The organism is Formosa sp. A9 (genome assembly GCF_051200825.1).
GTDB lineage: Bacteria > Bacteroidota > Bacteroidia > Flavobacteriales > Flavobacteriaceae > Formosa.
On record NZ_CP195158.1, the window covers coordinates 3,742,475 to 3,768,340 of the forward strand.

Consider the following 25,866-nt stretch of genomic DNA (forward strand, 5'->3'; position numbering starts at 1 on the left):
TTTTATTTTAAAACAGAATAATCGCCAATGCTTATGGTTGTAAAATTACCATCGAATTCTACATAATTACCTATCATGGCGTCGTCTAAATTAGCGTTTTTAATGGTTGAAAAATTACTAATTATGGTATTTTTAACGGTTGAATTTTCGATACTTGTATTATTGCCTATAGACACATTAGGCCCTACAGTTGTATTGGTTAATGTAACATGGTCGCCTATAAAACAAGGTTCTATAATTTTAGAATTGTTAAGTACAACGTTAGGCGACACCAGGTTTTCTTCGCCATCGGCCTGTAAAAAACCTAACATTTTACCATTGGTCTCTACAGTTACCGGTTTGTTACCACAATCCATCCACTCGTCTACTGTACCTGTTTTAAAGACTTTACCTTTGGCCATCATACCTTTAATACCGTCGTTAATTTGATATTCGCCCCCATGTATAATATTATTATCTAACACGTGTTGCAACTCGTCTTTTAAAACGGCAATATCTTTAAAATAGTATATTCCTATTACGGCTAAATCGCTAACGAACTCTTTAGGCTTCTCTACCAACTCTACAATTTCGTTGCGTTCGTTTAATTTAACAACACCAAAAGCTTCAGGACGCTCTACCTGTTTTACCCAAATAACGGCATCGGCATCGGCATCTAAATTAAAATCGGCACGTATTAATGTATCTGCATAAGCTACAACAGCTGGGCCAGACAACGAAGGTTTTGCACTCATAATAGCATGACCTGTGCCTAAAGGCTGATCTTGTCTGTATATAGACGCTTTAGCTCCCAAATCGTTTGCCAAAGTAGTAAGACTTTCTACGACATCGTCTCCAAAAAAAGCAGGGTCGCCCAATATAAAGGCGATTTCCTCGATAGGTTGGTCAATCACTTTGGCGATATCTTTTACCAAACGATGGACTATAGGTTGCCCCGCTACTGGGATTAAAGGTTTAGGAACTGTTAAGGTATGCGGACGTAATCTTGAACCACGACCCGCCATTGGTACTATAATTTTCATATGTGTTTCTGCTATTGCAGTATATTTAATTCGTTATTAATTTTTAAACGGTAAGACATTCTGTATTAACTCAGATTACTTTACGCCAGTACTACCAAATCCGCCTTCGCCTCGAGCAGTTTCCGACAAAACATCTACTTCTTCGAATTGGGCTTGTTCGTGTCTTGCAAATACCATTTGCGCAATACGTTCGCCGTTCTGGATAGTAAACTCCTGATTGGACAAGTTCACCAAAATTACACCTATCTCTCCTCTATAATCGGCATCTATAGTTCCTGGAGCATTTAATACTGTTATCCCAAATTTTGCCGCTAAACCACTACGTGGTCTAACTTGAGCTTCGAAAGCTACAGGCAACTCTATAAACAATCCTGTTTTAACTATGGTGCGCTCTAGAGGCGCTAAAGTTATTGCCTCCGAAATATTGGCTCTTAAATCCATTCCTGCCGATGCACTAGTCTCGTAATGCGGTAAAGCATGCGTGGATTTGTTTATAATTTTTACTTTCATTTTATCGCTTTAATACGTTTAATATGGTTTGTTTTTCAAACTTATACATAATAGCTAGGAATAGCAACAATAAAGCTATGCCAACCACATAATTTTCTCTGAAGCCATAAAATGAAATTGCGGAAAACACAACAGAAACCAAAATATAGGCACAGATTTTTTTTAGATTATACGGAATAGGATAATATACTCTTCCAAAATAATACGATAATGCGACCATACTTCCGTAAGCTGCCAAAGTTGCTATTGCAGAACCTTTATAACTGATAATAGGAATTAACCAAAAGTTTAATGCTAAGGTTATCACAGCTCCAAAAATAGAAATGTAGGCACCAAATTTAGTACGGTCCGTGATTTTATACCACACCGATAAATTATGATACATGCCTAAAAACAAATAAGCCAGTAAAATAATAGGCACTATGCCCATAGCTTCCCAATAAGCATTATCACGAATCACTATCACCTTTAAAAGATCTGCAAATACCACAACTGCCAACATAATAAAGCTACCAACCACTACAAAAAACTCTAATATTCTAGCGTAGTTTTTTTGAGGGTTTTCGGTATTAGCATGACTGAAAAAGAAAGGCTCTATCCCTAACCTGTACGCGGTTGCAAAAAGCGTCATAAACAAGGCCAATTTATAACATGCAGAATACATTCCTATTTGGGTATCGGCAATAGTTTCTGGCAGTAATTTACTTAACAGTATTCGGTCGAAAGTTTCGTTTACAGAGAAGGCTATTCCTGCAATTAAAACTGGGAAGGCATAACGCAACATGTTTTGCCATAACTTACTGTTAAACCTGAATTTTAATTTTGTATAAAAACTTAACAATAACATTAAAGTAACCGCACTGGCCACTAGATTGGATATAAAAATGTAGTTGATTTGATAATCTGGTTTGTATAAGCGCTCAGCAAATGCATAATCGGTGAGTTTTGGTAACCACAACAGAAAACATAAATTTAAACTTAGGTTTATAACTACATTTACAATTTTAATGATAGCGTAGGTCATCGACTTTTCGTTGGCGCGCAACCAGGCAAAGGGTAAAATTACTAAGGCATCTAAAAGTAAAATCCAAATAACAAGTTTAATGTATTCTACTTTTATTTCGGTGATATGCGCAATCTGATTTTGAAAAAGTAACGCCAAACCGAAAAAGGCAAATGAAGATATTCCTAACGATATTGCAGATGTGCCAACAACCTGATCTTTATCTTCCTCTTTATTAAAAAACCTAAAAAAAGCCGTTTCCATACCATAAGCAAGTATGACATTGAAAATAACAAACCAAGCAAAAATAACACTCACCTTACCATACTCTGCAACAGATGTTAACACTCCTGGCGTTGTATACAAGGGTATTAAAATAAAGTTTAGCATTCTTGGTAAAACCGTAGCCAAACCATAAACAAAAGTTTGTTTAAAAAGACGTTGTAAGGTGCTCAATGTATTAAAACTCTAGGAGGCTAAAAATATAGAAATCAAGAGAACTTTAAAAGTAATCTACTATTTATTACTGTTTTCTGGGGGCGCTTGGCGCAAATGGAGTTTCTTTAGCATATAATTTATCGTACTTAAAATATAGAGGCTCCTCGTTAGAGATATAACGGATTACACATTCGTGAGATTCCAGATGAAAAGGATTCACATTCACTGTACTCTTTGCTAAATCATCTTCAATAGTATTGGAATTTTGATTTAAGGTTTTGGGAGTATTAGAAGACTTTAAATATCTAGCTACATAACTATTAATATGATGTGTATCTGGCTCTAATTTCAATTGATAATTTCTGAAATAAATACTATCAAAAGCGATGGTTTTAGGGCGCTCGGATTGAAGCACTACAAAAATATTAAGTCCAGAACCACCGCCAGACACTCCAGATACCCATTGTTGGTAATAAATCTCCTCTATAGCTACGGGCGATTGGTTTTGAAGCTTTTGAGCAGACGAACATTGCGAGAGTACAACCACAAAAAGACAGCACAAAAACCGAGGCATAATATATCTTAAAACAAACATACAATAACGAGATTAGTATTTAAAGATAAGAAAAGGTAAGATAAAAACACTCCTAAAAAAGAAAAGCCCCACAAACGTGGGGCTTTATATAATTTAAACCGTGTAATTATTAATTATTTAAAGCTTCGGCACCACCAACGATTTCTAAAATTTCGTTAGTAATAGCAGCTTGTCTCGCTTTATTATACGTTAATTTTAACTGGTCTCTTAACTCTTTGGCATTATCGGTAGCTTTATGCATAGCCGTCATACGTGCACCATGTTCGCTTGCAAAAGAGTCGCGTATGCCCTTATACAATTGCATTTTTAGCGATTTAGGTATTAATTGCTCGATAATTTCTTCTTTAGAAGGCTCGAAAATATAATCTACATTAGTCGCTTTTTCATCGCTTTCTATTGGTAGAATAGGTAAAAATTGCTCAGCAGTAACTACTTGAGTAGCGGCATTTTTAAACTGATTATACACTACCTCGATTTTATCGAACTCACCTTCTACAAATTGCGTCATTAAGGTTTGAGCTATTTCGGCAACATTTTCGAAAGTTAAATTATCAAATAAGTCAGATTTATTAGCGATTACCTTATTGGTTTTTTTAAAAGCATCGTTCGCTTTTTTACCAACAGCTAAATAGTAAACGTCTTTACCAGCGTATTTTTCGGTACTTAATCTATTAACTTCCTTAATAATATTAGAGTTAAACGCACCACACAAACCTCTGTTAGACGTTACAGCAACTAGTAGCACTTTATTAACGGCTCTTTGCTCTGAAAACTTACTTGCAGACTCTGCATCTAAACTTGCACTTAAACTTTGTAAAAGTTGTGTAAGTTTATCGGAATATGGACGCATTTCAGTAATTGCATCTTGTGCCTTCTTTAACTTTGCAGCAGATACCATTTTCATGGCACTGGTAATCTGCATGGTTGAAGATACCGATGTAATTCTGTTACGTATTTCTTTTAAATTTGCCATAGTTTAGTCATTAGTATTGAGTATTCAGTAGTTAGATATATAATATCTCACTACTCAATACTAAAATCTAGTTATGCTTTATATTTTGCAGATATTTCTTTAGCAGCGTTTGCTAGGGTATCTGTTACCTCATCGGTTAATTTTCCAGCTTTTAAAGTGCTTAAAGCGTCTGCATGTTTCGCTTTTAAGAATTCTAAGAAATCGCGTTCGAACTCCTTAACTTTATCTACAGGAACATCTTTTAATAAGTTTTTAGAACCAGCATAAATAATTGCTACCTGATCTTCTACAGTAAACGGATCGTTTTGAGCTTGCTTTAAGATCTCTACGTTACGCTTTCCTTTTTCGATTACGTTTAAAGTAACAGCATCTAAGTCTGAACCAAATTTCGCAAACGCTTCTAATTCACGGAACTGTGCTTGATCCAATTTTAAAGTACCAGATACTTTTTTCATAGATTTAATCTGAGCGTTACCACCTACACGAGATACCGAAATACCTACGTTAATTGCAGGACGCACACCAGAGTTAAATAAATCACCATCTAAGAAAATCTGTCCGTCTGTAATCGAAATTACGTTTGTTGGAATATATGCCGATACGTCTCCTGCTTGCGTTTCGATAATTGGTAAAGCTGTTAACGAACCACCACCTTTTACAATAGGTTTTAAAGTATCTGGTAAATCGTTCATGTCTTTAGCAATATCATCGTCGTTAATGATTTTTGCAGCACGCTCTAATAAACGAGAGTGTAAGTAGAAAACGTCTCCAGGATACGCTTCACGTCCTGGTGGACGACGTAATAATAAAGACACCTCACGATAAGCTACCGCTTGTTTAGATAAATCGTCATAAATAATTAAAGCAGGACGACCAGTGTCTCTAAAATACTCACCAATTGCAGCACCAGCGAATGGCGCATAAACTTGCATTGGAGCAGGATCTGATGCATTAGCTGCTACAATAACAGTATAAGCTAAAGCGCCTTTTTCTTCTAAAGTTTTAGCAATATTTGCTACTGTAGAGGCTTTTTGACCTACAGCAACATAGATACAGAATACAGGCTGGCCTGCATCGTAAAATTCTTTCTGATTTAAAATGGTATCTATACAAACTGTTGTTTTACCAGTCTGACGGTCACCAATAACCAACTCACGTTGTCCACGACCTACAGGAATCATTGCGTCGATAGACTTAATACCTGTTTGTAATGGCTCGGTTACAGGCTCACGAAAAATAACTCCAGGCGCTTTACGCTCTAAAGGCATTTCGTAAAGTTTACCACCAATAGGGCCTTTACCATCTATTGGGTTACCTAATGTATCAACAACACGGCCAACCATTTCTTCACCTACTTTAATAGATGCGATACGCTCGGTACGTTTTACGGTTGTTCCTTCTTTTACTTTTTGAGAAGGCCCTAATAATACAACCCCTACGTTATCTTCTTCAAGGTTTAATACAATACCTTCAAGACCGTTTCCAAAATCAACTAACTCACCATATTGTGCATTAGTTAATCCGTAAACACGTGCAATACCATCTCCTACAGTTAATACTGTTCCTACTTCATTTAATGAAGCACCTGCTTCAAAACCTTGTAGTTGTTGTTTTAAGATTGCTGTTACTTCAGCTGGTTTTACTTCTGCCATTTTATTTAGTTATAAGCTTTAAACGAAACCGTTGGCTTGTTTAAAAAATTTATAAAATTAATTTAATGTAAATTCTTGTTTTAATTTATTTAGTTTGTTGGCAATACTTGCATCGTACTGTAAATCGCCAACTCGTAAAATGAAGCCTCCTATAATCGTTTCATCAATTACATTTTGAAGAGCTATATCGTTACCTCCTGTTAATTCTTTTATTTTTGATAAAACTTTAGCTTCTAACTCGTTTGTTAAGGCTACTGCAGTAGTTACTGTTGCTACTTTTGTGCCTTTTAACTCGTCGTATAATTGATTGTATTTGTTAGCAACGTGCTCTAAAATCGATAGTCTTTTATTTTCTGCCAACACATCGATTAGATTTACACTTACACTGTTTAGTGCATTAAAAACAGATAATACAGCCGATTTTTTAACTGCTAAACTAATTACAGGACTTTCAAGCATTTCGCTTAAGTCTTTACTTTCTGCAATAATATTAGCAATTAAGGCCATATCCTGATGCACTGCTTCTGCAGTGTTTTGGCTATTAGCTAACTCTAATACTGCCTTTGCGTAACGTATTGCTGCTCTTGTTCCTGACATTATACTTTTAATTTAAAGTGGCTTCGCCTATTAAAGCGTCTACCAATTGTAATTGTTTATCTTTACTAGATAATTCTTCGCGTACTACTTTTTCTGCTATTTCTATAGATAGTCCTGCTACGTGATTTTTTAATTCTGCCATAGCAGATTTCTTTTCGCTCTCTATAGTTGCCTTAGCTTGTGCAATAATAGTGTTTGCTTGATTTTCTGCTTCAGATTTAGCATCCTCTATCATTTTGTCTTTCATCTCGCGAGCCTCTTTAAGCATTGTTTCGCGTTCTGCTCTAGCTTCGTTTAATAATTTCTTATTATCGGCTTGCAGGTTTTCCATTTCTAAACGTGCTTTTTCTGCCGATTCTATAGCATCTTTAATACCATCTTCACGGGTTTGCAAAGCATCTAAAATAGGTTTCCATGCAAATTTTCCTAATAATACAATTAAGATTAATAAGATGATGGCTTGCATAAAAAACAATCCTGGCGAAAAATCATTTAATAACTGATCCATATGTAACTATATAATAAGTGTTATTTTTGTTTTGTTTAATTTTTTAAAAACAGCTTCTGCAACCAACCGTTGCAGAATACTGTTCTTGCTTTGTTTTTTTAGGAATTATTTTCCTAAGATTAACGCACCGAAAGCTAAACCTTCTAATAAAGCTCCGATGATAATCATTGCTGTTTGGATTTTTCCAGCAGCTTCTGGCTGACGAGCGATAGCTTCCATAGCGCTACCACCAATTTTACCTAAACCTAATCCAGCTCCGATTACGATTAATCCTGCTCCAATTAAATTGTACATACTAATTGATTTTAAATATTAATTAAACAAATTCTTATTAATGATGGTCGTGTTCTTCAACAGCCATTCCTATAAATAACGATGATAACATCGTAAAAATAAACGCTTGTAAAAAGGCTACCAATACTTCGATAACCGTAATAAATAATGCTAACACTAAAGACACTCCAGTAGATGCTACTGGACCAAAAGCTTCTTTCATTAAAATCACCAAGGCAATTAAACTCATTACCACAAAGTGTCCTGCCGTCATGTTTGCAAATAAACGAACAAGTAACGAGAACGGTTTAATTAACACAAAACCAATTAACTCAATTACTGCCAAAATAGGACGCAGGATGTATGGCACACCAGGCATCCATAAAGTATGTGCCCAGAAGTCTTTACTACCGCTAAACAAATAAATAACCATAGTAAAAATAGCTAAACAGGCCGTTACTGCAATTTGTCCTGTTACGTTAAACCCTAGTGGGGTTAAACCTAATAAATTTAAAATCCAGATAAAGAAAAACACGGTTAACAAGAACCCCATAAACTTTCTGTATTTTTTCTCTCCAATATTTGGACGTGCAATTTCGTCGCGCACATAAATTACCAATGGCTCTAAAGCACGACCAACTCCTGTTGGAATCGCTCCTTTTTTATAGCCTTTAGCTAAAGCTCCAAATCCAAAAATCATTAACAGACCAGCTACTAACATCCCCACTACACTTTTAGTAATAGAGAAATCTAAAACTTTATGAGCGTTTGTAGCGTGATGATGATCATCAAAAGCCACAGTTTCTGCGCCTGCATTTAATTCGTATATTTTACCGTGAATTTTTGTTAGGTTTACATCACCTTTTTCAACAATAACATGACCAGCATCGTCGTGATGAAATTCTGAAGACATAAATGTTTTTAATCCGCCGCTAGTCCAAACAATTACCGGTAACGGAAACCCGTAATGCACACCTGTTTCGTTATTGGTGTATAAGTGAAAGTCGTGCGAATCTTTTAAGTGGTGCGCAATATATGCTTTAATTTCTTCGGGAGTATCTATCTTATTCCCTTTCTCATGTGTTTCGCCTTCATGCTGTCCTCCATTTGCAAAGGTTAAAACCGAGGTCATGAATAAAACTAAAACTGCAATAAACTTGATAGGTTTTTGTGCTACCATCATATTTTTCTAAGTAATGAAATTACGCTCTCTAAAATTTTGTGCAAATGTACACAATAATTTAAAAACCCAAACCCTTTTTTTACTTAGTTTTAATTCTGTTGAAGATTTTACAATTTAGCCTACAATAATCTTTAACTATTTGTTGTTAAGCAACTTTGCAACGCCTATAGCTTCGACCAATAAAAACAAGAATAAAGGTACAACTAGGCCAAAACGCTCTGCTACCGATAAGGCTTCTTTCTCTAATACCGAATTTTTAAAAATCAGTACAAAGATTCCAATTTTTATAAGCATTAAAAACAAATAGGCATAACCTGCTTGGGTAGGTAAAAAAGTAGACATAGCCTCCATGCTGGCATAAACTATAGTGGTTGCTATAAAATGAAAAAGATACACTTGCCATAATTTATAAGCCATAGTTTCTGGCACAAAATAGCTATGAATGCTTAATGCCAAAACAAAAAGTAAAGCTATGCAAAGTGTAAAAATTAGTAGTCTTTTAATCATCTGAACCCTTGTTGGTAATATTCAATACTTGCCTAATAACAGAATACATGGCCATAAAAACAGCTAGTAATGTTACTATTTTATAATATAACTGGTTTGTGTTTCCGAATTTCTGATCTAGCCATGCCCCTAACAGACTTCCCAAATAAATGGTCAGTCCCATTTGGAGCGCTATAGAAGTAAACCTAACGTACTTATTAAGCGGTTTTTTCGGCTTTTCTTTCATTGGCAATAGATTTTACAGCACTCTTCATAACACAAGTTACATCGAAGGTTGCTCCTGGCTCTACAGCGAGTTTACCAACAACGACATCGCCTTCAATATGTGCAGACGCCTTTAAAGTTAAGGTTCCCGACAATTGAAGTTTACCAGAAAAACGCCCTTCAAAATAAGCATCTGTGCCTTCTAAAGTTCCTTTTATAAGTCCAGTTTTTCCTACCACGACTTTACCTGGTGTTTTTAAATTACCTTCTATGGTACCATCAATTCTAAAACCGCCTTCACTGGTAACATCGCCAACAAAGGTTGTTCCTTGTGCAATTAAATTTTGGTTTTGTGTAGATTCTAAAGCGTTATGCTTGTCTTTTTTACTTTCGTTGAACATGATATAGGTTATTTGGGGTTATTTTGATAGATTTAAATACGACTCTAAATTTTTATGTATTTGAACCGTTTGATAATTCTGAGACGAAATTACAAAATACGGTTTAGTTATTCTATTTTTATCGTTCTTTTTAAATAAGTCTTTAAAGCCTTCGGCAACCACTAAATTAGTGAAACCGTGAACGATAACAAAAGTTATTTTAGGCGTATACACATCTTTAGATGTTTTAAGATCGTAATAATGCTCTATCTTTTTTAGCTGTGTTTGTAATTGCTCTACGAAGGCATCAATATCTTTATCGCTAGCATCTTCAAACTGATACACCACCTTAAAACTAGTCCCTAAGTCATCTTCTAAAAACTCAGTAAACTCTAAACTAGGAATTACATTTCGCGTTAATTCTTCGGCCCTTTGCCCCTCTGGAAGATTGGCATAGGTTAAGGCTACATCGTTTACCGCTTTAGCATAAGCTTCGTAACCATAAAGACGACCTATAGCTGTTGCTTTTAACAAATCGAACTTAGCGACTATATTATCGCCTTCAAAATTACGCATCTGGTCATCGCATAACCGTATAACCTCCTGATAGTTTTGAGCTTCAAATTTTGCATACACCGATTTGTACACAGCTTCTGGACTATTTAAATCTGCCGCAACTGCTGCATCTGGATTGCGTAAAATTTCTGCATAACGCGACTCTGGGTAATTGGTAATAATGTCGTTTTTAACAATATTGGCTTCGCCTGTTTGACCTAGCAGCTCGTAATCTTTATACAAATTGTATTTTGCAGGCACTATAAGACGCTCTTCTGGGTTATTGCTAAGCAACGTATTTAACTTCGTTTTAGAACGGTTATAATCGCTAAATTTCTCTTTATATATTACACCTAATTGATAATAAGCGTAGTTGCGCTCTTTTGCGATACTATCTATAACTTGTGTTTCGGAAGGAATTTGATCGATATAAAATTGCGGCTGATAAATGTCGGCATCTAAATCTAAAGCTGCAACTCCTGTACCTGTAATAGCGGTATTGGCAACAGGGGCATTCATATTAGACCAGCGCCAGTTATCTTCATTTTTTCTGTTACCCCAAATTTTTCTAAACTCGTTTTTACCATACGAAGCGGCTGTCGAATTGTAAAAATAAAAAGCAGATGCATTTTTAGCATCACTTCTATTTTGAAACGCACTATTTTGGGTATTCACATTAAAACCGTTATTAGAACTCAGCATTTCTTTTGTTCTAGCTTCTTCTTCTAAACGCGCCTGCTCTGCTTCGGCTTTAACTTTTAATGCACCTGTGTATTCTTCAAAATACATTAAACGCTCTTCATCGTTCATGGCTACTAAATTCAGAATACTATCGTTTACAGTTGCAATATCTTCATACAAAATAACATCTACTAGATTATCGCGTTCGCGTTTTATAGTGCGATAAGGTTTAGAATTTAACTCTAAGTTTGTTAAGGTACTGTCGTAATAGGCACCAGCGGTTTTATACTCGGCTGCATCAAAATAATAATCGCCTAGTACATTGTAGTTTCTCGCATTCAATTCCTTGTCATCTCTTCTAGACTGAAGCGAAAGATTGTAATACGCCAGCCCTAAAGAATCCATATTATTAGTTAAATAATATTCGCCAATTTGGTGGTAAATACGAGCTAAATACGGACGGTTTTCGCGATTCTTTTCTAAATCGTGTAACGTTTCGGCAAAGAGTAATTTGTCTCCGTTTTCGTAATCGAAATTTTCGGCTTTTTCTACATACGCGCCAATGTAATAAGGTCTTGGTATTTTACGATGCATTTCGATAACCCGATCGAAGGTTAAATTGGCACTGTCTTTTTCACCTAAAGCGTTATACAATTGTCCTTTTATAAATAAATAACGCCCGCGCTCGTTATTCTTTTGTGTGGCGTTAGCAGCAATTTCTAATTGAGTTATTGCGCTGTCTAAAGATTTAGTATTAACATAGGCTTGAGCCAGAGTAGAAGTCGCATCGGCGAGTTCTTGATCTTCGAGATTTTCTAATCGCAACAAACGTTTTAAGTTTTTTATGGCCAGCTCGTTATTATCTAAACGCATATTTGTTTTTTCACGCCACACCCGAGCTTCGTTTATTTTATCGCTTAAGGCATACTTGTAAAGTATATAATTAAACGCTTCTAAGGCCGGAATAAATCTTTGATCGAAATAACGGGCTTGCCCCAACAGCAAATAAGCTTCATCTATTTGTGGATTTTTTTCTTTGCCATCTATATTCATAGAGTGCTTTTGGATGGCTTTTACGGCCTTTTCCTCGGCACGGGAAAAGCTTTCGTTTTTAGATTCGCCAGGAAGTATTAAATCATCTGAAACCTCTAGGCGCTCTACAGGTAAAATGTGCCAAAAATTATCTTTATACCCATCGTTAAGACTGGAACGGCCTTCTTCTAAAGCAATGTAGCCATTATAAAGTGTATTGTATTCTGTGGCCATTGCATGAAAATTTCTACTTATAAATTTGTCCTTTTTTCTAGAACAATTTACAAGCACTAGGGCAGAAATAAATGCAATAAAAATAACCTTAAAAGATGTTTTCAACGTTGGTATATTTAATCAAATAAATAACTATAAACTCTTGCTATTATTATGCAAAGGCGTAAAAATAAGCATCTTTTTCGATTAACCTAAAAAAATAGAATGACTTTTAAACTGCCGAAGCCCGCGAAAAATAGGCTTCTAACTCTTTAAGTGTTTCTTGGCTAGTGACAATGTCGTTTATAACCTCGCCTTTTTCTAGCACAACAATACGTTCGCAAACATCGGTAACATGCATTAAATCGTGACTAGAAACTAAAACGGTAATGCCTTTTTGCTGTGCCAATTCTTTAATGATGCTTTTTAATTGTATTTGCGTACTAGGATCGAGGTTTGCGAAAGGTTCGTCTAAAATAATGACCTCTGGATGGCCAATAAGCGCAGCAACTATACCTGCTTTTTTTTGGTTTCCTTTACTTAAATCTCTTAAATATTTTTTCTGATTTAAAATCTCGCCATGAAAAAAATCTTCAAACTGGGCTACTAAAGCATCGACATCGGCTTTAGACTGGTTGCGCAACTCGCCAATAAAATAAAAGTATTCTTCGGCAGTTAAATAACCTATTAAAAAACTTTCGTCTATAAATGCCGAAGTATGAGGTTTCCAAGCCTCGCTGGTGTGTACAGCTATATTGTTATTTTCGATACTACCTGTTGTGGGCTGTATTAAATCCAGCAACAAACTAAAATACGTGGTTTTTCCTGCGCCATTATTACCTACAAGACCAAAGCTCTGCCCTTTTGGAATTTCTAGATGCGGAATATTTAATACTGTAGTGCCATTGTAGGTTTTGGTAAGCTGTGTAGTAATAATCATAATTAAAATAGGTTTAAATTATTGTTTCTCGGCAAAAGCCTTAATGGTTTTATATTTTCCTTTTTGATATACTTTTTCGAGTTGATTAATAAAAAACGACTTGAAAATTATTCCTAAAACTCCACTTAACCCCAGTGCCAAGATGCCTATTTCGAAATTAAAAATCTTATAAGGAATGTAGAAAATTAACATAGGAAGCAAAAATTTAGGAAGCGAGATAAGCATTTGGGTTATATTGAAGCTCTGCATATTACTAAAAGCCTTAGCTTTCACATTCAGTTCTACTGGCACTCGATTTAAAGCTCCTCCAAACAAAGTAATAACAGAATTTAGCCCAATATTAAACAAAGCTCCAGCAGCTACCATACCATAGGTTTTCCAACCAAAATACAAATACGGCGTGCTTAAAATAAACGAAATCACCACTACAATAGCCAGCAAATACCATTTAGACTCCAAATAGGTTCGGTACTTAATATTTTGGCTCATAAGCAGCTTGTAATATTCGCTGTCCCAAGACGGAATAAATTGGCCAAAAGAAATTAAAAACCCACCAGTAATAAACATAGAAGCAAAAGCCAAAATTACTGGCATTTCCTGATATCTTTCATTACCAAAGAAAATAATACCATAAAACAAAAACATTACCGATACCATAAGCACTTGCTTGGCTCTGGCATTACGAAGAATTAATTTAATATCGTTTTTTATAAAAGGTGCTATTGCTCCAAACCTATCTAACCAGGATAAATCGGTAGAACGAGCAGCTTTAATTTTTTTAGAAACGGCATCGTCTAAATAAAACCCTGAACGTACCTGCTTATAATTTAACACATACAACAACACACAACTTAACATGGGTAACAAAACCAATATAGAGTGGTTGTATAATGCATAAAACAATTTACCAATGGGTACAGAAATTTTAAACACATTAAAAAATTCTAAGCCCCCCAATATTGCCAATACACCCAGAACCACATAAAAAATAACGTCATTTTTATTAACTAAAAAGTTGATAAAATTCACGGTAAGTGTTATAAAAAACAAACTCGTAAGCCAAAACAATACGTGTGCGCTAGAGTAGCCATTTGCCATTAATACAATACCAAACGGTACAAAGGCAAGCAAAGGCAAAATATTGAAAAACGAAAACACTGTTTTACCTAATAAAAAATGAATAACAACAGGTCTTTTAACAGGTAAAACCATAAAGGGTTTAACATTAACCACTGGTAATTGCTGCATAAAAAACCGAAAAACCAAATCGAAAAGAAACCAAAACACCAAATAGCCGCAAACAACTTGCAGCGGATCGGATTCCGGCATACTCTTTTTAATAATATAAAATACACCCACACCTAAGCCCACAGCAATTGCTGAAAAATACAGCACGAATAATGCTAGAATAATTTTTATAAAAATCCCTTTTTTAAAATACGACGATCTTAAAAATTGCTTCCATTCTAGAGTTAAAAAGTGTTTTATCATGCTAATTGGCTGTTACTAACTAATAATAAGTAATATTAACACACTTTTTGTTACAATCAAAAGTCTTTTCAAAAGGATGTTTCTTACTTTTGCAAAAAATATTAAGAATGGCATTTCATAAACTTGCAATACAAAACATACATAAAGAAACAGCCGCTGCAGTAACCATTACTTTTAATGTGCCCGCAGCACTACAATCTACTTTCAGCTTTACCGCCGGACAGTACATTACTTTAAAAACACAAATTAACGGGCAGGAAGTACGTCGCGATTATTCGCTTTGCACCTCTCCTACAAGCAAAACGTTAAAAGTAGCTGTTAAAGCCGTAGAAGATGGTTTGTTTTCGCAATACGCCAACACCACACTTAAAGTTGGAGACATTATAGAAGTAGCCGAACCGAATGGTAGATTTACATTTATCCCCGACACTAACAAAAAACGTGTTATCGCTGCTTTTGCCGCAGGAAGTGGTATTACCCCAATTATGAGTATAGCAAAAACGGTTTTAGAAGAAGAACCGCAGAGCGAGTTTATATTAATTTACGGCAATAAAACCCCAAAAGACACCATATTTTTTAACGAATTGGTAGAACTTCATCAACAATATAGCGATCGTTTTGCACTGCAATTTATTTTTAGTCAGGCAGAAGAAGCCAATGCACTTTTTGGTAGAATTGAAAAAAGCACTGTTAATTTCCTTCTAAAAAACACCTACAAACACAAAAAAATAGACACCTTCTATTTGTGCGGGCCAGAAGGCATGATTACAACAACAAGCGATGTTTTAAAAGATTTTGGTGTTGACGAAAAAGATATTTTATTTGAATTGTTTACAACGCCTGTAAGCAACGATGCGCCAACTGAAGCTCCTGTTGCCAACGACGGCTCTACAAACATAAAAATTATCGTAGACGACGAAGAAACCGAATTCGTTATGTCTCAAAAACAATCTATTTTAGATGCCGCCATTGCAAAAAAAGTAGATGCTCCCTATTCTTGCCAAGGTGGTATTTGCAGCAGTTGTATAGCCAGAGTTACCGAAGGTGCTGCAACCATGAGACAAAACAATATTTTAACCGATAGCGAACTTGCCGAAGGTTTAATTTTAACCTGCCAAGCACACCCTACCACGCCAACCATAGTGGTAGACTACGACGATGTTTAAAAAGCAACGATTTTAATCGCTTTGCTATAAAATAAAAAATCCGTTATTTCTAATCTTGAATAACGGATTTTATTTTTTCTATTATTATTTCTGGAACAATGCTACCTGCAGCATTTTCATAACCATCAGGAAAAGTGTTTCCGTAAATAGACGTTGGTATTTTAGGATATTGCTCCCTATTGGCGGTTAAAGCATAAGTGTCTGGCTGATGAAATGGTGCAAACCCAGCATACGGATGTGTAACACCCCAAATGGTTATAACTTTTTTGCCCAACATAGCCGCCATGTGCCCATTACCAGAATCCATAGATACCATCACATCTAAATTAGAAATAACATCTAATTCTTCATCTAAATTTAATTGTCCTGCTAGATTTACAACGTTACTAAAAGCATTCTGAATTTGGTTTAATACCTCAATCTCCTTAGCACCTCCTCCAAACAGAAAAATTTTATAAGTTTTAGACAATTCTGCGATAACGCTTTTCATACTCTCTAACGGATACATTTTAGCTTCATGAGCTGCAAAAGGCGCAATACCAATCCATTTACTTTGGTGATCGCCTGTTAGGTTTTGTAATTTCTCCGATAAATTTACTGGTTTAGGAAACTCTGGATTAGATAAACTAACAGGAAACCCCAATGCAGTAAATACATCGGTATAGCGTTGGTGTGTTGTTTTTAGAGGTTCGAATATCTCGCCGCTAACCAACGCTTTTTTAGCTTTTCTTCCTTTATCAATTTGTTTAAAAGGGATTCCTAAAAAAAAGGCTTTTAAAATATTTGTACGCAATACATTATGAATGTCGGCAACAGCATCTATACGTTTTTCTTTTAAAACTTTAGATAGTTTATATAGCCCAAAAACACCTTTGTGCTCCTTTTTTAAATCGGCACCAAACACTTCAACCCGATCTAAATCTCTAAAAAACGGTTTAAAAAACGGCCGTGTTAATACAGTTACTTTTAGTCGCGGATATTGCGTTGTTAATGCCCGTAACACTGGTACAGACATAGCAACGTCTCCCATAGCAGAGAGACGCATTACTAATATATGTTCTGGACTTTCGGGCATTTAATTTTAAATGCTTATTATTTTTGAGAACGTAAAACAGGGTTCAACTCGTCGTCATTGTACATTTTCATTTGCTTATACACTTTCATGTATTTATCGCCAGCTTCAATATCGTTTAATAAGGTATCAATAGCTGTACTCAAATCTACACGCTGCTCTAACAAAATATCTAATTTAGCCTGACAAGCATTTCTATGGGCTTCGGAAGCATCTTCGCGAGTTGCTTCTTCTTCCATATGATAAATTTTTAACGCTAAAATGGATAAGCGATCTACACCCCAAGCTGGACTTTCGGTATTTATAGTAGCATCTGCTTTTGGAGTAACCTCTTTATACTTATTCAAAAAATAACTATCGATATACTCTACCATATCTGTTCTATCTTGGTTAGAGGCATCTATTTGTCGTTTTAACTTTAAAGCCGCCACAGGGTCAATCTGCGGATCGCGAATAATATCTTCGTAATGCCACTGCACTGTATCTATCCAACATTTTCTGTATAATAAATGTGCTAATAAATCGCTGGTTTCGCTATACGGATTTTTAAATTCCTGATCTACCGTATTTTTAATATGGTACGCTGTAATGACCTCCTGAAAAATAGCGTTTGCTTTAGTTGTAAACATGATTTTTATTTTAAAGTGCAAATATACTTCTAATTAATTAACTTTACCAGACACCATAAAAGACTGTTATGTACATTCATAATTTATCTAAAAAAAATTCTATAATAAACGTTTACATTTCGGAATTAAGAGATGTTGCTATTCAAACCAACAGAATGCGATTTAGACGAAATATAGAACGCATAGGCGAAATTTTAGCCTACGAATTAAGTCAGTCTCTATCCTACACCGCTACAACCATAAAAACACCTTTAGGGCAATCTGAAACCAAACTTCCAGACAACAACATTGTGCTTTGTTCTATTTTAAGAGCAGGAATCCCTTTACATAACGGCTTATTAAATTATTTTGATATGGCCGATAATGCCTTCATTTCGGCGTATCGTCATCATGTAAATGATGCTTTTGAAATTAAAGTAGAATATTTGGCGTGCCCTTCTCTAGAAAACAAAACGCTTATTTTGGCAGATCCCATGCTGGCCACAGGACAATCTATGCGAGCGACTTTTGAAGCTTTAAAACCTTATGGCACACCTAAAGCCATACATTTAGTAAGTGTTATAGGTGCTGTTGAAGGCGTTAACTATATTAAGAATCATTTTGGTTCCGACGTTCATTTATGGATCGCGACAATAGACGAAACGTTAAACACTAAAGGCTATATAGTACCTGGCTTAGGCGATGCTGGGGATCTTTGTTTTGGCGAAAAATTACAACAGTAACAAACCAAACGGCACTACAATTAAAACGGCCAAAAACAGCTCTTTAAACCATTTGTCTTGAATAATTTCTAAATAATTGGTCATAATAATAGCCAAAGGCGCAAACAAAAATAAAAACTCTCCGCCTTCCTTTTTAGGAGATACAATCATAATACTAAAGGCAATTAACACCGCAATTAAAATAACTTTATAACCCGGTTTAAAATTTTTCTGTTTAGACTGTATACTTCGAATGTAAAATACCGAAGACCAAATACCAAACGAAATTAAAAGCGTAACTCCCGCAACATATTGCAAGGAATTGTAGGTATTAAAATCGAAACTGGTTGAAATTACCACATTAAAGGCAGAAACAAAATCGTTATACATCAATACAGAATAACAAACAGCTAAAATATATACCGTTGCCACGCCAATAAAAGGAATAAGCCATTCTTTTATAGTATTGATTGAATTAAATAAGAGCGCAGCAAAAATTAAAATAAGAAACAAGATAGACCAAAAGTAAAACAACGACGCTATAGCAATCCAAAAAGCAGCATCGAACACCTTCTTTTTTATGTCTTTATGCGAGCGTAAGCTTAAAATACGTCGCAATGCCAGTAACACAAAAAAATTAGAAAACACAATGTTTTCGCTAAGCATGGTTTGCGGAATAGCTACCAAAAACAATGCATACAACAAAATTTCGTAGCTGCTTTTATGCGTAAGTTTATTTTTACTAACAAAAAAATCGAGTACTAAAATAGAGCTAAAACACGCGCAAAACACAATAATTTGCTTAACAATCTGACTCGTTAAGACTGGTAGGTTTCCATATTTAACATGAGCCACAAAAAAAGTAAGCAGTGTAATTATAAAAACAAGTAAAAAGTTTATTGGTTTAGATTTACTAAAAATGCTTGTAATCATTAACTCTTTTTGTATTTTTGCTACGTAAATATACTACACTATGAAAGATTTCTTTTATGCAATACAGGATTTATTTGTAAATGTATTGTTTGCCCCTTTAGACGCTTTAAGAGCCTTAGAGCTTAAAAACTGGTTTGCAGCCAACACCTTTTCTTGGATTTTTATCCTTATTGGTTTTGTTGCTTTTGTTTACTGGATGCTTCAGTTAAAAAAATATAACGATAACGACGAGGAAGACAAAAGTGTGTCGGCACACTCTTATCTATAAATCGAAACCGATATCTTTACGATAATACATCTTATCAAAATGTAGTTTTTCTATATTTTGATAAGATTTTTTTATGGCCTCTTGGTACGTTTCGCCATACGATGTCATCGCTAAAACACGCCCGCCTGTAGTTACTACCTTTCCATCTTTTAAATCTGCTCCTGCATGAAACGGAATAGAACCTTCAACAGCATCTAAACCTGTAATTTCTTTACCTTTCTCGTAAGCCTCTGGATACCCGCCAGAAACTGTCATTACAGTGGTTGCAGCACGTTGGTCAATTTCTAAATCAATTTGATCTAAAGTACCATTGGCTACAGCTTGTAACAACTCCACCATATCATTTTTAAGTCTTGGTAAAACAACTTCGGTTTCTGGATCGCCCATTCTTACGTTATATTCAATAACTAACGGATCGTCTCCTACTTTTATCAAACCAATAAATACGAACCCTTTGTAAGGTAAATTATCTTTTTGTAGACCTTCGATTGTTGGTTTTACAATTCGTGTTTCAATCTTTTCTAAAAATTCATCGGTAGCAAATGGCACTGGAGACACTGCTCCCATACCACCGGTATTTAAACCTGTATCGCCTTCGCCAATACGTTTATAATCTTTAGCTGTTGGTAAAATTTTATAGTTTTTACCATCGGTTAGCACAAAACAACTTAATTCTATACCGTCTAAAAACTCTTCAATAACTACTTTGGTACTAGCTGCGCCAAATTTAGAATCGACTAACATGGCTTTTAATTCAGCTTTAGCTTCTTCTAAATCATTTAAAATCAATACGCCTTTTCCTGCGGCCAAACCATCGGCTTTTAAAACATATGGTGGATTTAAAGTTTCTAAAAACGCATAACCTGCTTCAACATTGGTTTTATCGAAACTTTGATACGCTGCAGTAGGAATATCATGTCTGAAAAGGAATTCCTTAGCAAATTCTTTACTTCCTTCTAGCTCTGCCGCCGCCTTTTCCGGACCAATTACAGATACATGTTTTAAGGCTTCATCGTTCAGGAAGAAATCGTGAACACCTTGCACTAACGGGTCTTCTGGGCCCACAACCACCATATCGATATGTTGTTCTAAAACTAAGGTTTTTATTGCTTCAAAATCAGTAACACCTATAGCTACATTTTCTGCTATAGCGGCAGTTCCAGAATTTCCTGGCGCTACAAAAAGTTTGTTACATAATGGACTTTGAGAAATTTTCCAGGCAAAAGTATGCTCTCTTCCGCCAGAACCTAGAATTAAAATTGTCATGGTATACGATAAATTGTTTAGCGCAAAAATAAAACTAATGACACGATTTCACGAATATTTTTTATTTACTTTACAAAAAAATACTTTTTTAGTTTGAAACCATTCGACCTTACTTTAAAACTTAACGGCTTTCCGCTTACTGAAGCCAAACAGATTTTAAAAACCATTCAGACTAAAGACGAAACCGAATATGCATCGTATTTACAAAAGCAACGGCTTTTTATTTTAAACTACCACCTGAAGCACAATAATTTTTATAAAACTTTTGGGCAGAATATTGATAGTAATAATTGGAATTCTGTTCCGGTAATGACCAAAAGCCATTTACAACAACCGTTAAAACAACGGCTATCGGACGGATTTACACCCAAAAACGTTTACGTTAATAAAACATCTGGATCGTCTGGCGACCCGTTTATTTTTGCCAAGGATAAATTTTGCCACGCCCTAACTTGGGCCGAAATTCAAGATCGATTTGGCTGGTATAGCATCGACTTTAACAGCTCGTTACAGGCTCGGTTTTACGGCATACCGCTAGACACAGTAGGCTATTATAAAGAACGCTTAAAAGACAAGCTAACCAAGCGTTATCGGTTTTCTATTTTTAATTTAAGCGATAGTGCTTTACAAACCTGTTTAGAGCAATTTAAAGCAAAACCCTTCGATTATATTAACGGCTACACCAGTGCTATTGTACAATTGGCTAAATATTTACAACAGAAGCAGATTGTGTTAAAATCTATTTGTCCCACTTTAAAATGCTGCGTGGTAACTTCCGAAATGCTTTTTCCAGACGATAAAATACTTCTAGAACATGCTTTTGGTGTGCCTGTGATTAACGAATATGGTGCTTCAGAATTAGACTTAATTGCTTTTCAGAATCCTAAAGATATCTGGCAGGTTAATAGTGATACATTGTTTGTTGAAATTTTAGACGAACACAACACCCCTGTACCCAACGGACAAGAAGGACGAGTGGTTATTACCTCGCTTTACAATAAAGCACATCCGTTTATACGCTACGATCTTGGCGATATTGGAATGCTATCTAAAACGAGTACCTTACAATATCCTGTTTTAGAAAAGCTTATTGGAAGAACTAACGATATTGCCATTTTACCAAGCGGAAAAAAAGCAGCTGGCTTGACATTTTATTATATCACCAAAGCCATTATTGAAGATGATGGTAATGTAAAAGAGTTTGTAATTACCCAAAATAGCACAGCGACATTTACTATTGACTATGTCGCTAAAACCTTAATTTCTGAACACAAAAAGGAACAGATTCAAGCAGAAATAAAGCGTTATCTAGAAAATGGACTAACCATACACTTTAACAAACACAACGTGTTACAACGCTCTAAAAGTGGTAAATTGAAGCAGTTTTCCTCATCTTTAAATAAAAACAAATGAACATTACCATAGTTGCTGGCGCACGACCTAATTTTATGAAAATAGCTCCAATTCTTGAGGCTATAAAACAAAAACAAACCCAAGGTTTTAATATAAATTTTAGGTTAGTTCACACTGGACAACACTACGATAAAAACTTAAGCGGAACATTTTTTGAAGAATTAAACATTCCGTTACCAGACACTAATCTTGAGGTAAAAAGCGGTACACAAGCACAACAAACAGCAGGCATCATGATTGGTTTTGAAAAAGAACTTGCAGAAAACCCATGTGATTTAGTATTGGTTGTTGGTGATGTAACCTCAACCATGGCCTGCACTATTGTAGCAAAAAAAGCAGGTATTAATGTGGCCCATGTTGAAGCAGGGATTCGCTCGGGTGATTTGCGTATGCCTGAAGAAATAAATAGAATTGTAACGGATAGTTTGACAGATTTTTTTTTTACAACCTCAAAAAAGGCTAATGAAAACCTGCTAAAGTTAGGTGTAAAACCTGAACAAATTTTCTTTGCGGGCAACGTCATGATTGACACATTACGAAAAAATGAACCACGACTAAAACAACCCGACATTTGGCAAACTTTAAATCTAAAACCAAAACAATATTTAGTAATTACGTTACATCGCCCTAGTAATGTTGATGAAGAACAACAACTCAAATCTTTAATAACACAAATTGTAGCCTTAGGTAAAGATTTTTCCATTATTTTTCCTGTGCATCCGCGCACAAAAAAACTATTAGAAGGCTTAGATTTAAATTTTGAAAATTTGCATTACACCAATCCGTTAGGCTATTTAGAATTTAATTATCTGGTAAAACATGCGCTTGGTGTTCTCACAGATTCTGGAGGCATTACCGAAGAAACCACTGTTATGAATGTGCCATGCATTACACTTCGCGAAAACACAGAGCGCCCAGAAACGTGTGACATTGGCACCAATGTTTTAGTTGGAAGTGATCGTAATAAAATTGAGTCTGCATTTAAAAACTTACTTGATAATAACTGGAAGCAAGGTGAAATTCCTGAGTTATGGGACGGACATGCAGCAGAAAGAATTGTTAATCATCTTATTGAAATATACAAGTTATAGTGAATGACATTTTAATAATAACCAACTATTTTCCACCTGAAAAAGGTGCTGCATCAAACCGTATTTTTCATTTAGCCGAAGGATTACAAAAACAAAACTATACGGTTTCAGTAATAACACCATTACCTAATTACCCTAAAGGCGAAATTTTTGATGATTATAAAGGTGTTTTTAAAAACACCTCGGTAGAAAATAATATTACCATACATCGGTTATGGATTTACGCTAGCAATTCTAAAAACAAACTAAAACGCTTAATAGCTATGCTTTCATATAGTTTTAGTTTAACTTGGTTTTTTATGTGGAATAAGCTTCCTAATAAGGTTATTGTACAATCTCCGCCGCTTCTAGTCGCTTTTACTTGTATGTTTTTTATACGAAATAAGAATCGTAAACTTTTTTTAAATGTTAGTGATTTGTGGCCAATTGCAGGCTTGGAATTGGGCGCTTTTAAAAAGAACTTTAGTTACAAACTTTTAGAGCGCATTGAACGTTTCAATTATAAAAAAGCAGATTTAGTTTTAGGTCAAAGTGAAGAGATTTTGGCACATATAACATCTATTTTCCCAGAAAAAAACACCTTTTTATATAGAAATTTTCCAGATTTTGACCCGCCAAAACTTGTAGAAAAACCTACAAACCATGAAAAAATAAAAATGGTTTATGCTGGTTTGCTAGGCATTGCTCAAGGTATTTACAAACTTTGTACAGAATTAGACTATAGCAACATACAGTTTCATATTTATGGCGCTGGTGCCGAGAAAGAAAGTATTGAAAACTTGATTGCTACAAATCCTGAACTAGATATTGTTTATCATGGTGAAATTGCCCGTTCAGAACTTCACCAAGCACTCTTACAATACGATTTAACAATAATTCCGCTATTAAATAGAATTTATGGCTCCGTGCCTTCAAAAATATTTGAATATGGCAAACTGGGGCTCCCTATGCTTTATTTTGGAGGTGGTGAAGGTGAAACAATAATTGAAAACTATAAATTAGGTTGGGTAGTTCCTTCATCAGATTATAAAGCGTTAAATCTTCAGCTTTCAAAAATTGATAATACAGAATTAAATCATCGTTTTAAAAACCAGATACAAAAAACTGCCTTAAAAAACTTTGATTTTGAAAAACAACTAAACCAATTAACAAAGAAACTTTAATATGCCTTTTCTTCGCCCCTTATAGCGTTTAAAATGGTTTGAAAAATAATCTTTAAATCAAGTAAAATAGACCAGTTTTCTATATAAAAAATATCGTATTTAACGCGATTAATAATGTCTTTATCGGTTTCGACTTCTCCTCTAAATCCGCTTATTTGTGCTAAACCCGTAATACCCGGTTTAACAAAATGACGCACCATAAATTTATCTATACGTTTAGCATACATATTGGTGTGGCTAACCATGTGCGGCCTTGGCCCAACCACAGACATGTCTCCAAACAAAACATTGTAAAACTGTGGTAATTCATCGATACTGGTTTTTCTTATAAATTTGCCAATTTTTGTAACCCGCTCGTCTCCTCTTGTGGCTTGATGTAAATGTGCATCATCGTTAGGTGTCATTGAACGGAATTTATAACAATCGAATTCTTGATAATTGAAACCATTTCTGGATTGTTTAAAAAACACTGGCCCTTTAGACTCTAATTTTATTAAAATAGCCAAAATTGGTGTAAGCCAAGATAAGATAAAAACAATAATACAGACAGCAAAAACAATATCGAATAAGCGCTTAAAAAACTGATTTGAAGATTCCTCTAAAGGAATATCCCTAAGCGACAAAATTGGGATATAATCGTAATATTCGTATTTTAATTTCTTAGCATAAATTTCTTTATTGTCTGGTAAAAATTTTAAGATTTTAAGATTGTTATCGGCAAAATCTACAACATTTAAAATCTGGGTGTTTGAGAGTTCCGAAATAGAACAATATACTTCGTCTATATTATTTTCTAAAATAAACTGAAAACACAGCTCTAAAGTATCATGTTGTTTATCTTTAATATTAAAAATTCTTCGTAACGAATAGCCGTATTCTGGATTGTTATTAAAAAACGACTCTAAAGCCATAGTTTGGCGGTTTTTACCTAAAATAACGGTTTTACGCAAGTTACCCCCAAAAGAAGCTCGATATTTTTGTAATAAATAGTAGACGGCAAATTTCGCTACGCCAATGCATAAAAACACTAAAATAATGTATTTAAGCACCAATATAGAATCGACCTTGAGATTATGTCTAAAACCAAAATAAGCAAATACTATTAAAGTAAACAAAATAGCTTGCTTTACTAATAAAGACATAATGGTTACCTCGCGAGTAAATCGATAAACCTCGTAAAATTTGGAATATATGGATAAAATAATCCACGTGAACGACACTAAGAACACAAATAAAAACGGATTTACCTCTTTAAAAAAGTAAAACAATGCCAAACCATTAATTACCACTAAATCGATTGCGTACGAAATAGGGCGTAAATACATCGAGTATCGACCTTGTCTTATTGTGCTCACTTAAAACTGTTAGGTTGTTAGTTATTTGAATAACTAACATTGTTGAAATTTA

27 protein-coding genes are annotated in these 25,866 nt (G+C 35.0%); 6 read left to right on the plus strand and 21 right to left on the minus strand.

Annotation, left to right across the window (positions count from 1 at the left end; translation table 11 throughout):
- Positions 1 to 2: 2 nt before the first annotated feature.
- From ACR9EA_RS16430 to ACR9EA_RS16505, 16 genes are all read right to left on the minus strand, one after another.
- Complete coding sequence (locus ACR9EA_RS16430; RefSeq protein WP_435135494.1) at positions 3 to 1,022, minus strand: sugar phosphate nucleotidyltransferase; 1,020 nt, start codon at positions 1,020 to 1,022, stop codon at positions 3 to 5.
- A 75-nt stretch (positions 1,023 to 1,097) separates the two neighbouring features.
- Positions 1,098 to 1,532, minus strand: a complete 435-nt coding sequence (gene dut / locus ACR9EA_RS16435) for a dUTP diphosphatase (protein WP_435135496.1) — start codon at positions 1,530 to 1,532, stop codon at positions 1,098 to 1,100.
- A 1-nt stretch (position 1,533) separates the two neighbouring features.
- Entirely contained in the window at positions 1,534 to 2,991 is a 1,458-nt protein-coding gene (locus tag ACR9EA_RS16440) for a lipopolysaccharide biosynthesis protein (protein ID WP_435135498.1), read from the minus strand.
- A 67-nt stretch (positions 2,992 to 3,058) separates the two neighbouring features.
- Positions 3,059 to 3,568: a hypothetical protein gene (locus tag ACR9EA_RS16445; protein ID WP_435135500.1), complete on the minus strand. Its 510-nt coding sequence runs from the start codon at positions 3,566 to 3,568 to the stop codon at positions 3,059 to 3,061.
- A gap of 109 nt (positions 3,569 to 3,677) precedes the next feature.
- On the minus strand, positions 3,678 to 4,541 hold the full coding sequence (atpG, locus tag ACR9EA_RS16450; protein WP_435135501.1) for an ATP synthase F1 subunit gamma: 864 nt from the start codon (positions 4,539 to 4,541) through the stop codon (positions 3,678 to 3,680).
- Positions 4,542 to 4,612: 71 nt separating this feature from the next.
- Positions 4,613 to 6,193, minus strand: coding sequence for a F0F1 ATP synthase subunit alpha (atpA, locus tag ACR9EA_RS16455; RefSeq protein WP_435135503.1), 1,581 nt, complete (start codon positions 6,191 to 6,193; stop codon positions 4,613 to 4,615).
- A 57-nt stretch (positions 6,194 to 6,250) separates the two neighbouring features.
- Complete coding sequence (atpH, locus tag ACR9EA_RS16460) at positions 6,251 to 6,790, minus strand: ATP synthase F1 subunit delta (protein ID WP_435135505.1); 540 nt, start codon at positions 6,788 to 6,790, stop codon at positions 6,251 to 6,253.
- Positions 6,791 to 6,797: 7 nt separating this feature from the next.
- Positions 6,798 to 7,298 carry a F0F1 ATP synthase subunit B gene (locus ACR9EA_RS16465; protein ID WP_435135507.1) on the minus strand — a complete coding sequence of 167 codons (501 nt, stop codon included), beginning with the start codon at positions 7,296 to 7,298 and terminating at the stop codon, positions 6,798 to 6,800.
- 105 nt (positions 7,299 to 7,403) lie between these two features.
- Positions 7,404 to 7,592, minus strand: a complete 189-nt coding sequence (gene atpE / locus ACR9EA_RS16470) for an ATP synthase F0 subunit C (RefSeq protein ID WP_057782517.1) — start codon at positions 7,590 to 7,592, stop codon at positions 7,404 to 7,406.
- Positions 7,593 to 7,629: 37 nt separating this feature from the next.
- On the minus strand, positions 7,630 to 8,754 hold the full coding sequence (gene atpB, locus ACR9EA_RS16475) for a F0F1 ATP synthase subunit A (protein ID WP_435135509.1): 1,125 nt from the start codon (positions 8,752 to 8,754) through the stop codon (positions 7,630 to 7,632).
- A gap of 135 nt (positions 8,755 to 8,889) precedes the next feature.
- A complete protein-coding gene (locus ACR9EA_RS16480) occupies positions 8,890 to 9,261 on the minus strand; it encodes a DUF6168 family protein (RefSeq protein ID WP_435135511.1) in 372 nt (123 codons plus the stop codon).
- Positions 9,254 to 9,487, minus strand: coding sequence for an AtpZ/AtpI family protein (locus ACR9EA_RS16485; protein ID WP_435135513.1), 234 nt, complete (start codon positions 9,485 to 9,487; stop codon positions 9,254 to 9,256). The genes ACR9EA_RS16480 and ACR9EA_RS16485 overlap by 8 nt, the downstream gene beginning before the upstream one ends.
- Entirely contained in the window at positions 9,459 to 9,866 is a 408-nt protein-coding gene (locus tag ACR9EA_RS16490) for a bactofilin family protein (protein WP_435135515.1), read from the minus strand. The genes ACR9EA_RS16485 and ACR9EA_RS16490 overlap by 29 nt, the downstream gene beginning before the upstream one ends.
- Before the next feature lie 18 nt (positions 9,867 to 9,884).
- Positions 9,885 to 12,452 carry a tetratricopeptide repeat protein gene (locus ACR9EA_RS16495; RefSeq protein WP_435135517.1) on the minus strand — a complete coding sequence of 856 codons (2,568 nt, stop codon included), beginning with the start codon at positions 12,450 to 12,452 and terminating at the stop codon, positions 9,885 to 9,887.
- Between the two features lie 106 nt (positions 12,453 to 12,558).
- Positions 12,559 to 13,266 carry an ABC transporter ATP-binding protein gene (locus tag ACR9EA_RS16500; RefSeq protein ID WP_435135519.1) on the minus strand — a complete coding sequence of 236 codons (708 nt, stop codon included), beginning with the start codon at positions 13,264 to 13,266 and terminating at the stop codon, positions 12,559 to 12,561.
- Positions 13,267 to 13,284: 18 nt separating this feature from the next.
- Positions 13,285 to 14,757, minus strand: a complete 1,473-nt coding sequence (locus ACR9EA_RS16505; RefSeq protein ID WP_435135521.1) for a DUF5687 family protein — start codon at positions 14,755 to 14,757, stop codon at positions 13,285 to 13,287.
- Positions 14,758 to 14,864: 107 nt separating this feature from the next.
- On the opposite strand from ACR9EA_RS16505, the gene ACR9EA_RS16510 reads away from it, so the two are divergent.
- Positions 14,865 to 15,923: a 2Fe-2S iron-sulfur cluster-binding protein gene (locus ACR9EA_RS16510; RefSeq protein WP_435135522.1), complete on the plus strand. Its 1,059-nt coding sequence runs from the start codon at positions 14,865 to 14,867 to the stop codon at positions 15,921 to 15,923.
- Positions 15,924 to 15,972: 49 nt separating this feature from the next.
- Here ACR9EA_RS16510 and ACR9EA_RS16515 read toward each other — a convergent pair whose 3' ends face one another.
- Positions 15,973 to 16,998: a glycosyltransferase family 9 protein gene (locus ACR9EA_RS16515; RefSeq protein ID WP_435135524.1), complete on the minus strand. Its 1,026-nt coding sequence runs from the start codon at positions 16,996 to 16,998 to the stop codon at positions 15,973 to 15,975.
- A 17-nt stretch (positions 16,999 to 17,015) separates the two neighbouring features.
- A complete protein-coding gene (locus ACR9EA_RS16520) occupies positions 17,016 to 17,624 on the minus strand; it encodes a DUF4254 domain-containing protein (RefSeq protein ID WP_435135526.1) in 609 nt (202 codons plus the stop codon).
- Positions 17,625 to 17,692: 68 nt separating this feature from the next.
- Here ACR9EA_RS16520 and upp point away from each other — a divergent pair, with 68 nt between their 5' ends.
- The gene (upp, locus tag ACR9EA_RS16525) at positions 17,693 to 18,346 is read left to right on the plus strand and encodes a uracil phosphoribosyltransferase (protein ID WP_435135528.1); all 654 of its coding nucleotides are present in this window, start codon (positions 17,693 to 17,695) and stop codon (positions 18,344 to 18,346) included.
- Here upp and ACR9EA_RS16530 read toward each other — a convergent pair.
- A complete protein-coding gene (locus ACR9EA_RS16530) occupies positions 18,335 to 19,258 on the minus strand; it encodes a DUF6427 family protein (RefSeq protein ID WP_435135530.1) in 924 nt (307 codons plus the stop codon). The two genes, upp and ACR9EA_RS16530, sit on opposite strands and share 12 nt — an antisense overlap.
- Positions 19,259 to 19,298: 40 nt before the next feature.
- Between ACR9EA_RS16530 and ACR9EA_RS16535 the strand changes: the two genes are divergently transcribed.
- On the plus strand, positions 19,299 to 19,526 hold the full coding sequence (locus ACR9EA_RS16535) for a DUF6341 family protein (RefSeq protein ID WP_435135532.1): 228 nt from the start codon (positions 19,299 to 19,301) through the stop codon (positions 19,524 to 19,526).
- On the opposite strand, the gene purD is transcribed toward ACR9EA_RS16535, so the two are convergent.
- Positions 19,521 to 20,792 (minus strand): phosphoribosylamine--glycine ligase, encoded by a 1,272-nt coding sequence (purD, locus tag ACR9EA_RS16540; RefSeq protein ID WP_435135534.1) that lies wholly within the window; start codon positions 20,790 to 20,792, stop codon positions 19,521 to 19,523. The genes ACR9EA_RS16535 and purD overlap by 6 nt on opposite strands.
- Positions 20,793 to 20,885: 93 nt before the next feature.
- Here purD and ACR9EA_RS16545 point away from each other — a divergent pair, with 93 nt between their 5' ends.
- The 3 genes from ACR9EA_RS16545 to ACR9EA_RS16555 are packed head-to-tail and all read left to right on the plus strand — an operon-like array spanning position 20,886 to position 24,459.
- The gene (locus ACR9EA_RS16545; protein WP_435135535.1) at positions 20,886 to 22,205 is read left to right on the plus strand and encodes a phenylacetate--CoA ligase family protein; all 1,320 of its coding nucleotides are present in this window, start codon (positions 20,886 to 20,888) and stop codon (positions 22,203 to 22,205) included.
- Entirely contained in the window at positions 22,202 to 23,296 is a 1,095-nt protein-coding gene (wecB, locus tag ACR9EA_RS16550; protein ID WP_435135537.1) for a non-hydrolyzing UDP-N-acetylglucosamine 2-epimerase, read from the plus strand. The genes ACR9EA_RS16545 and wecB overlap by 4 nt, the downstream gene beginning before the upstream one ends.
- The gene (locus ACR9EA_RS16555; protein ID WP_435135539.1) at positions 23,296 to 24,459 is read left to right on the plus strand and encodes a glycosyltransferase family 4 protein; all 1,164 of its coding nucleotides are present in this window, start codon (positions 23,296 to 23,298) and stop codon (positions 24,457 to 24,459) included. Before wecB ends, ACR9EA_RS16555 begins: the two co-directional genes overlap by 1 nt.
- On the opposite strand, the gene ACR9EA_RS16560 is transcribed toward ACR9EA_RS16555, so the two are convergent.
- Positions 24,456 to 25,784 carry an undecaprenyl-phosphate glucose phosphotransferase gene (locus ACR9EA_RS16560; protein ID WP_435139912.1) on the minus strand — a complete coding sequence of 443 codons (1,329 nt, stop codon included), beginning with the start codon at positions 25,782 to 25,784 and terminating at the stop codon, positions 24,456 to 24,458. The two genes, ACR9EA_RS16555 and ACR9EA_RS16560, sit on opposite strands and share 4 nt — an antisense overlap.
- Positions 25,785 to 25,866 lie beyond the last annotated feature (82 nt).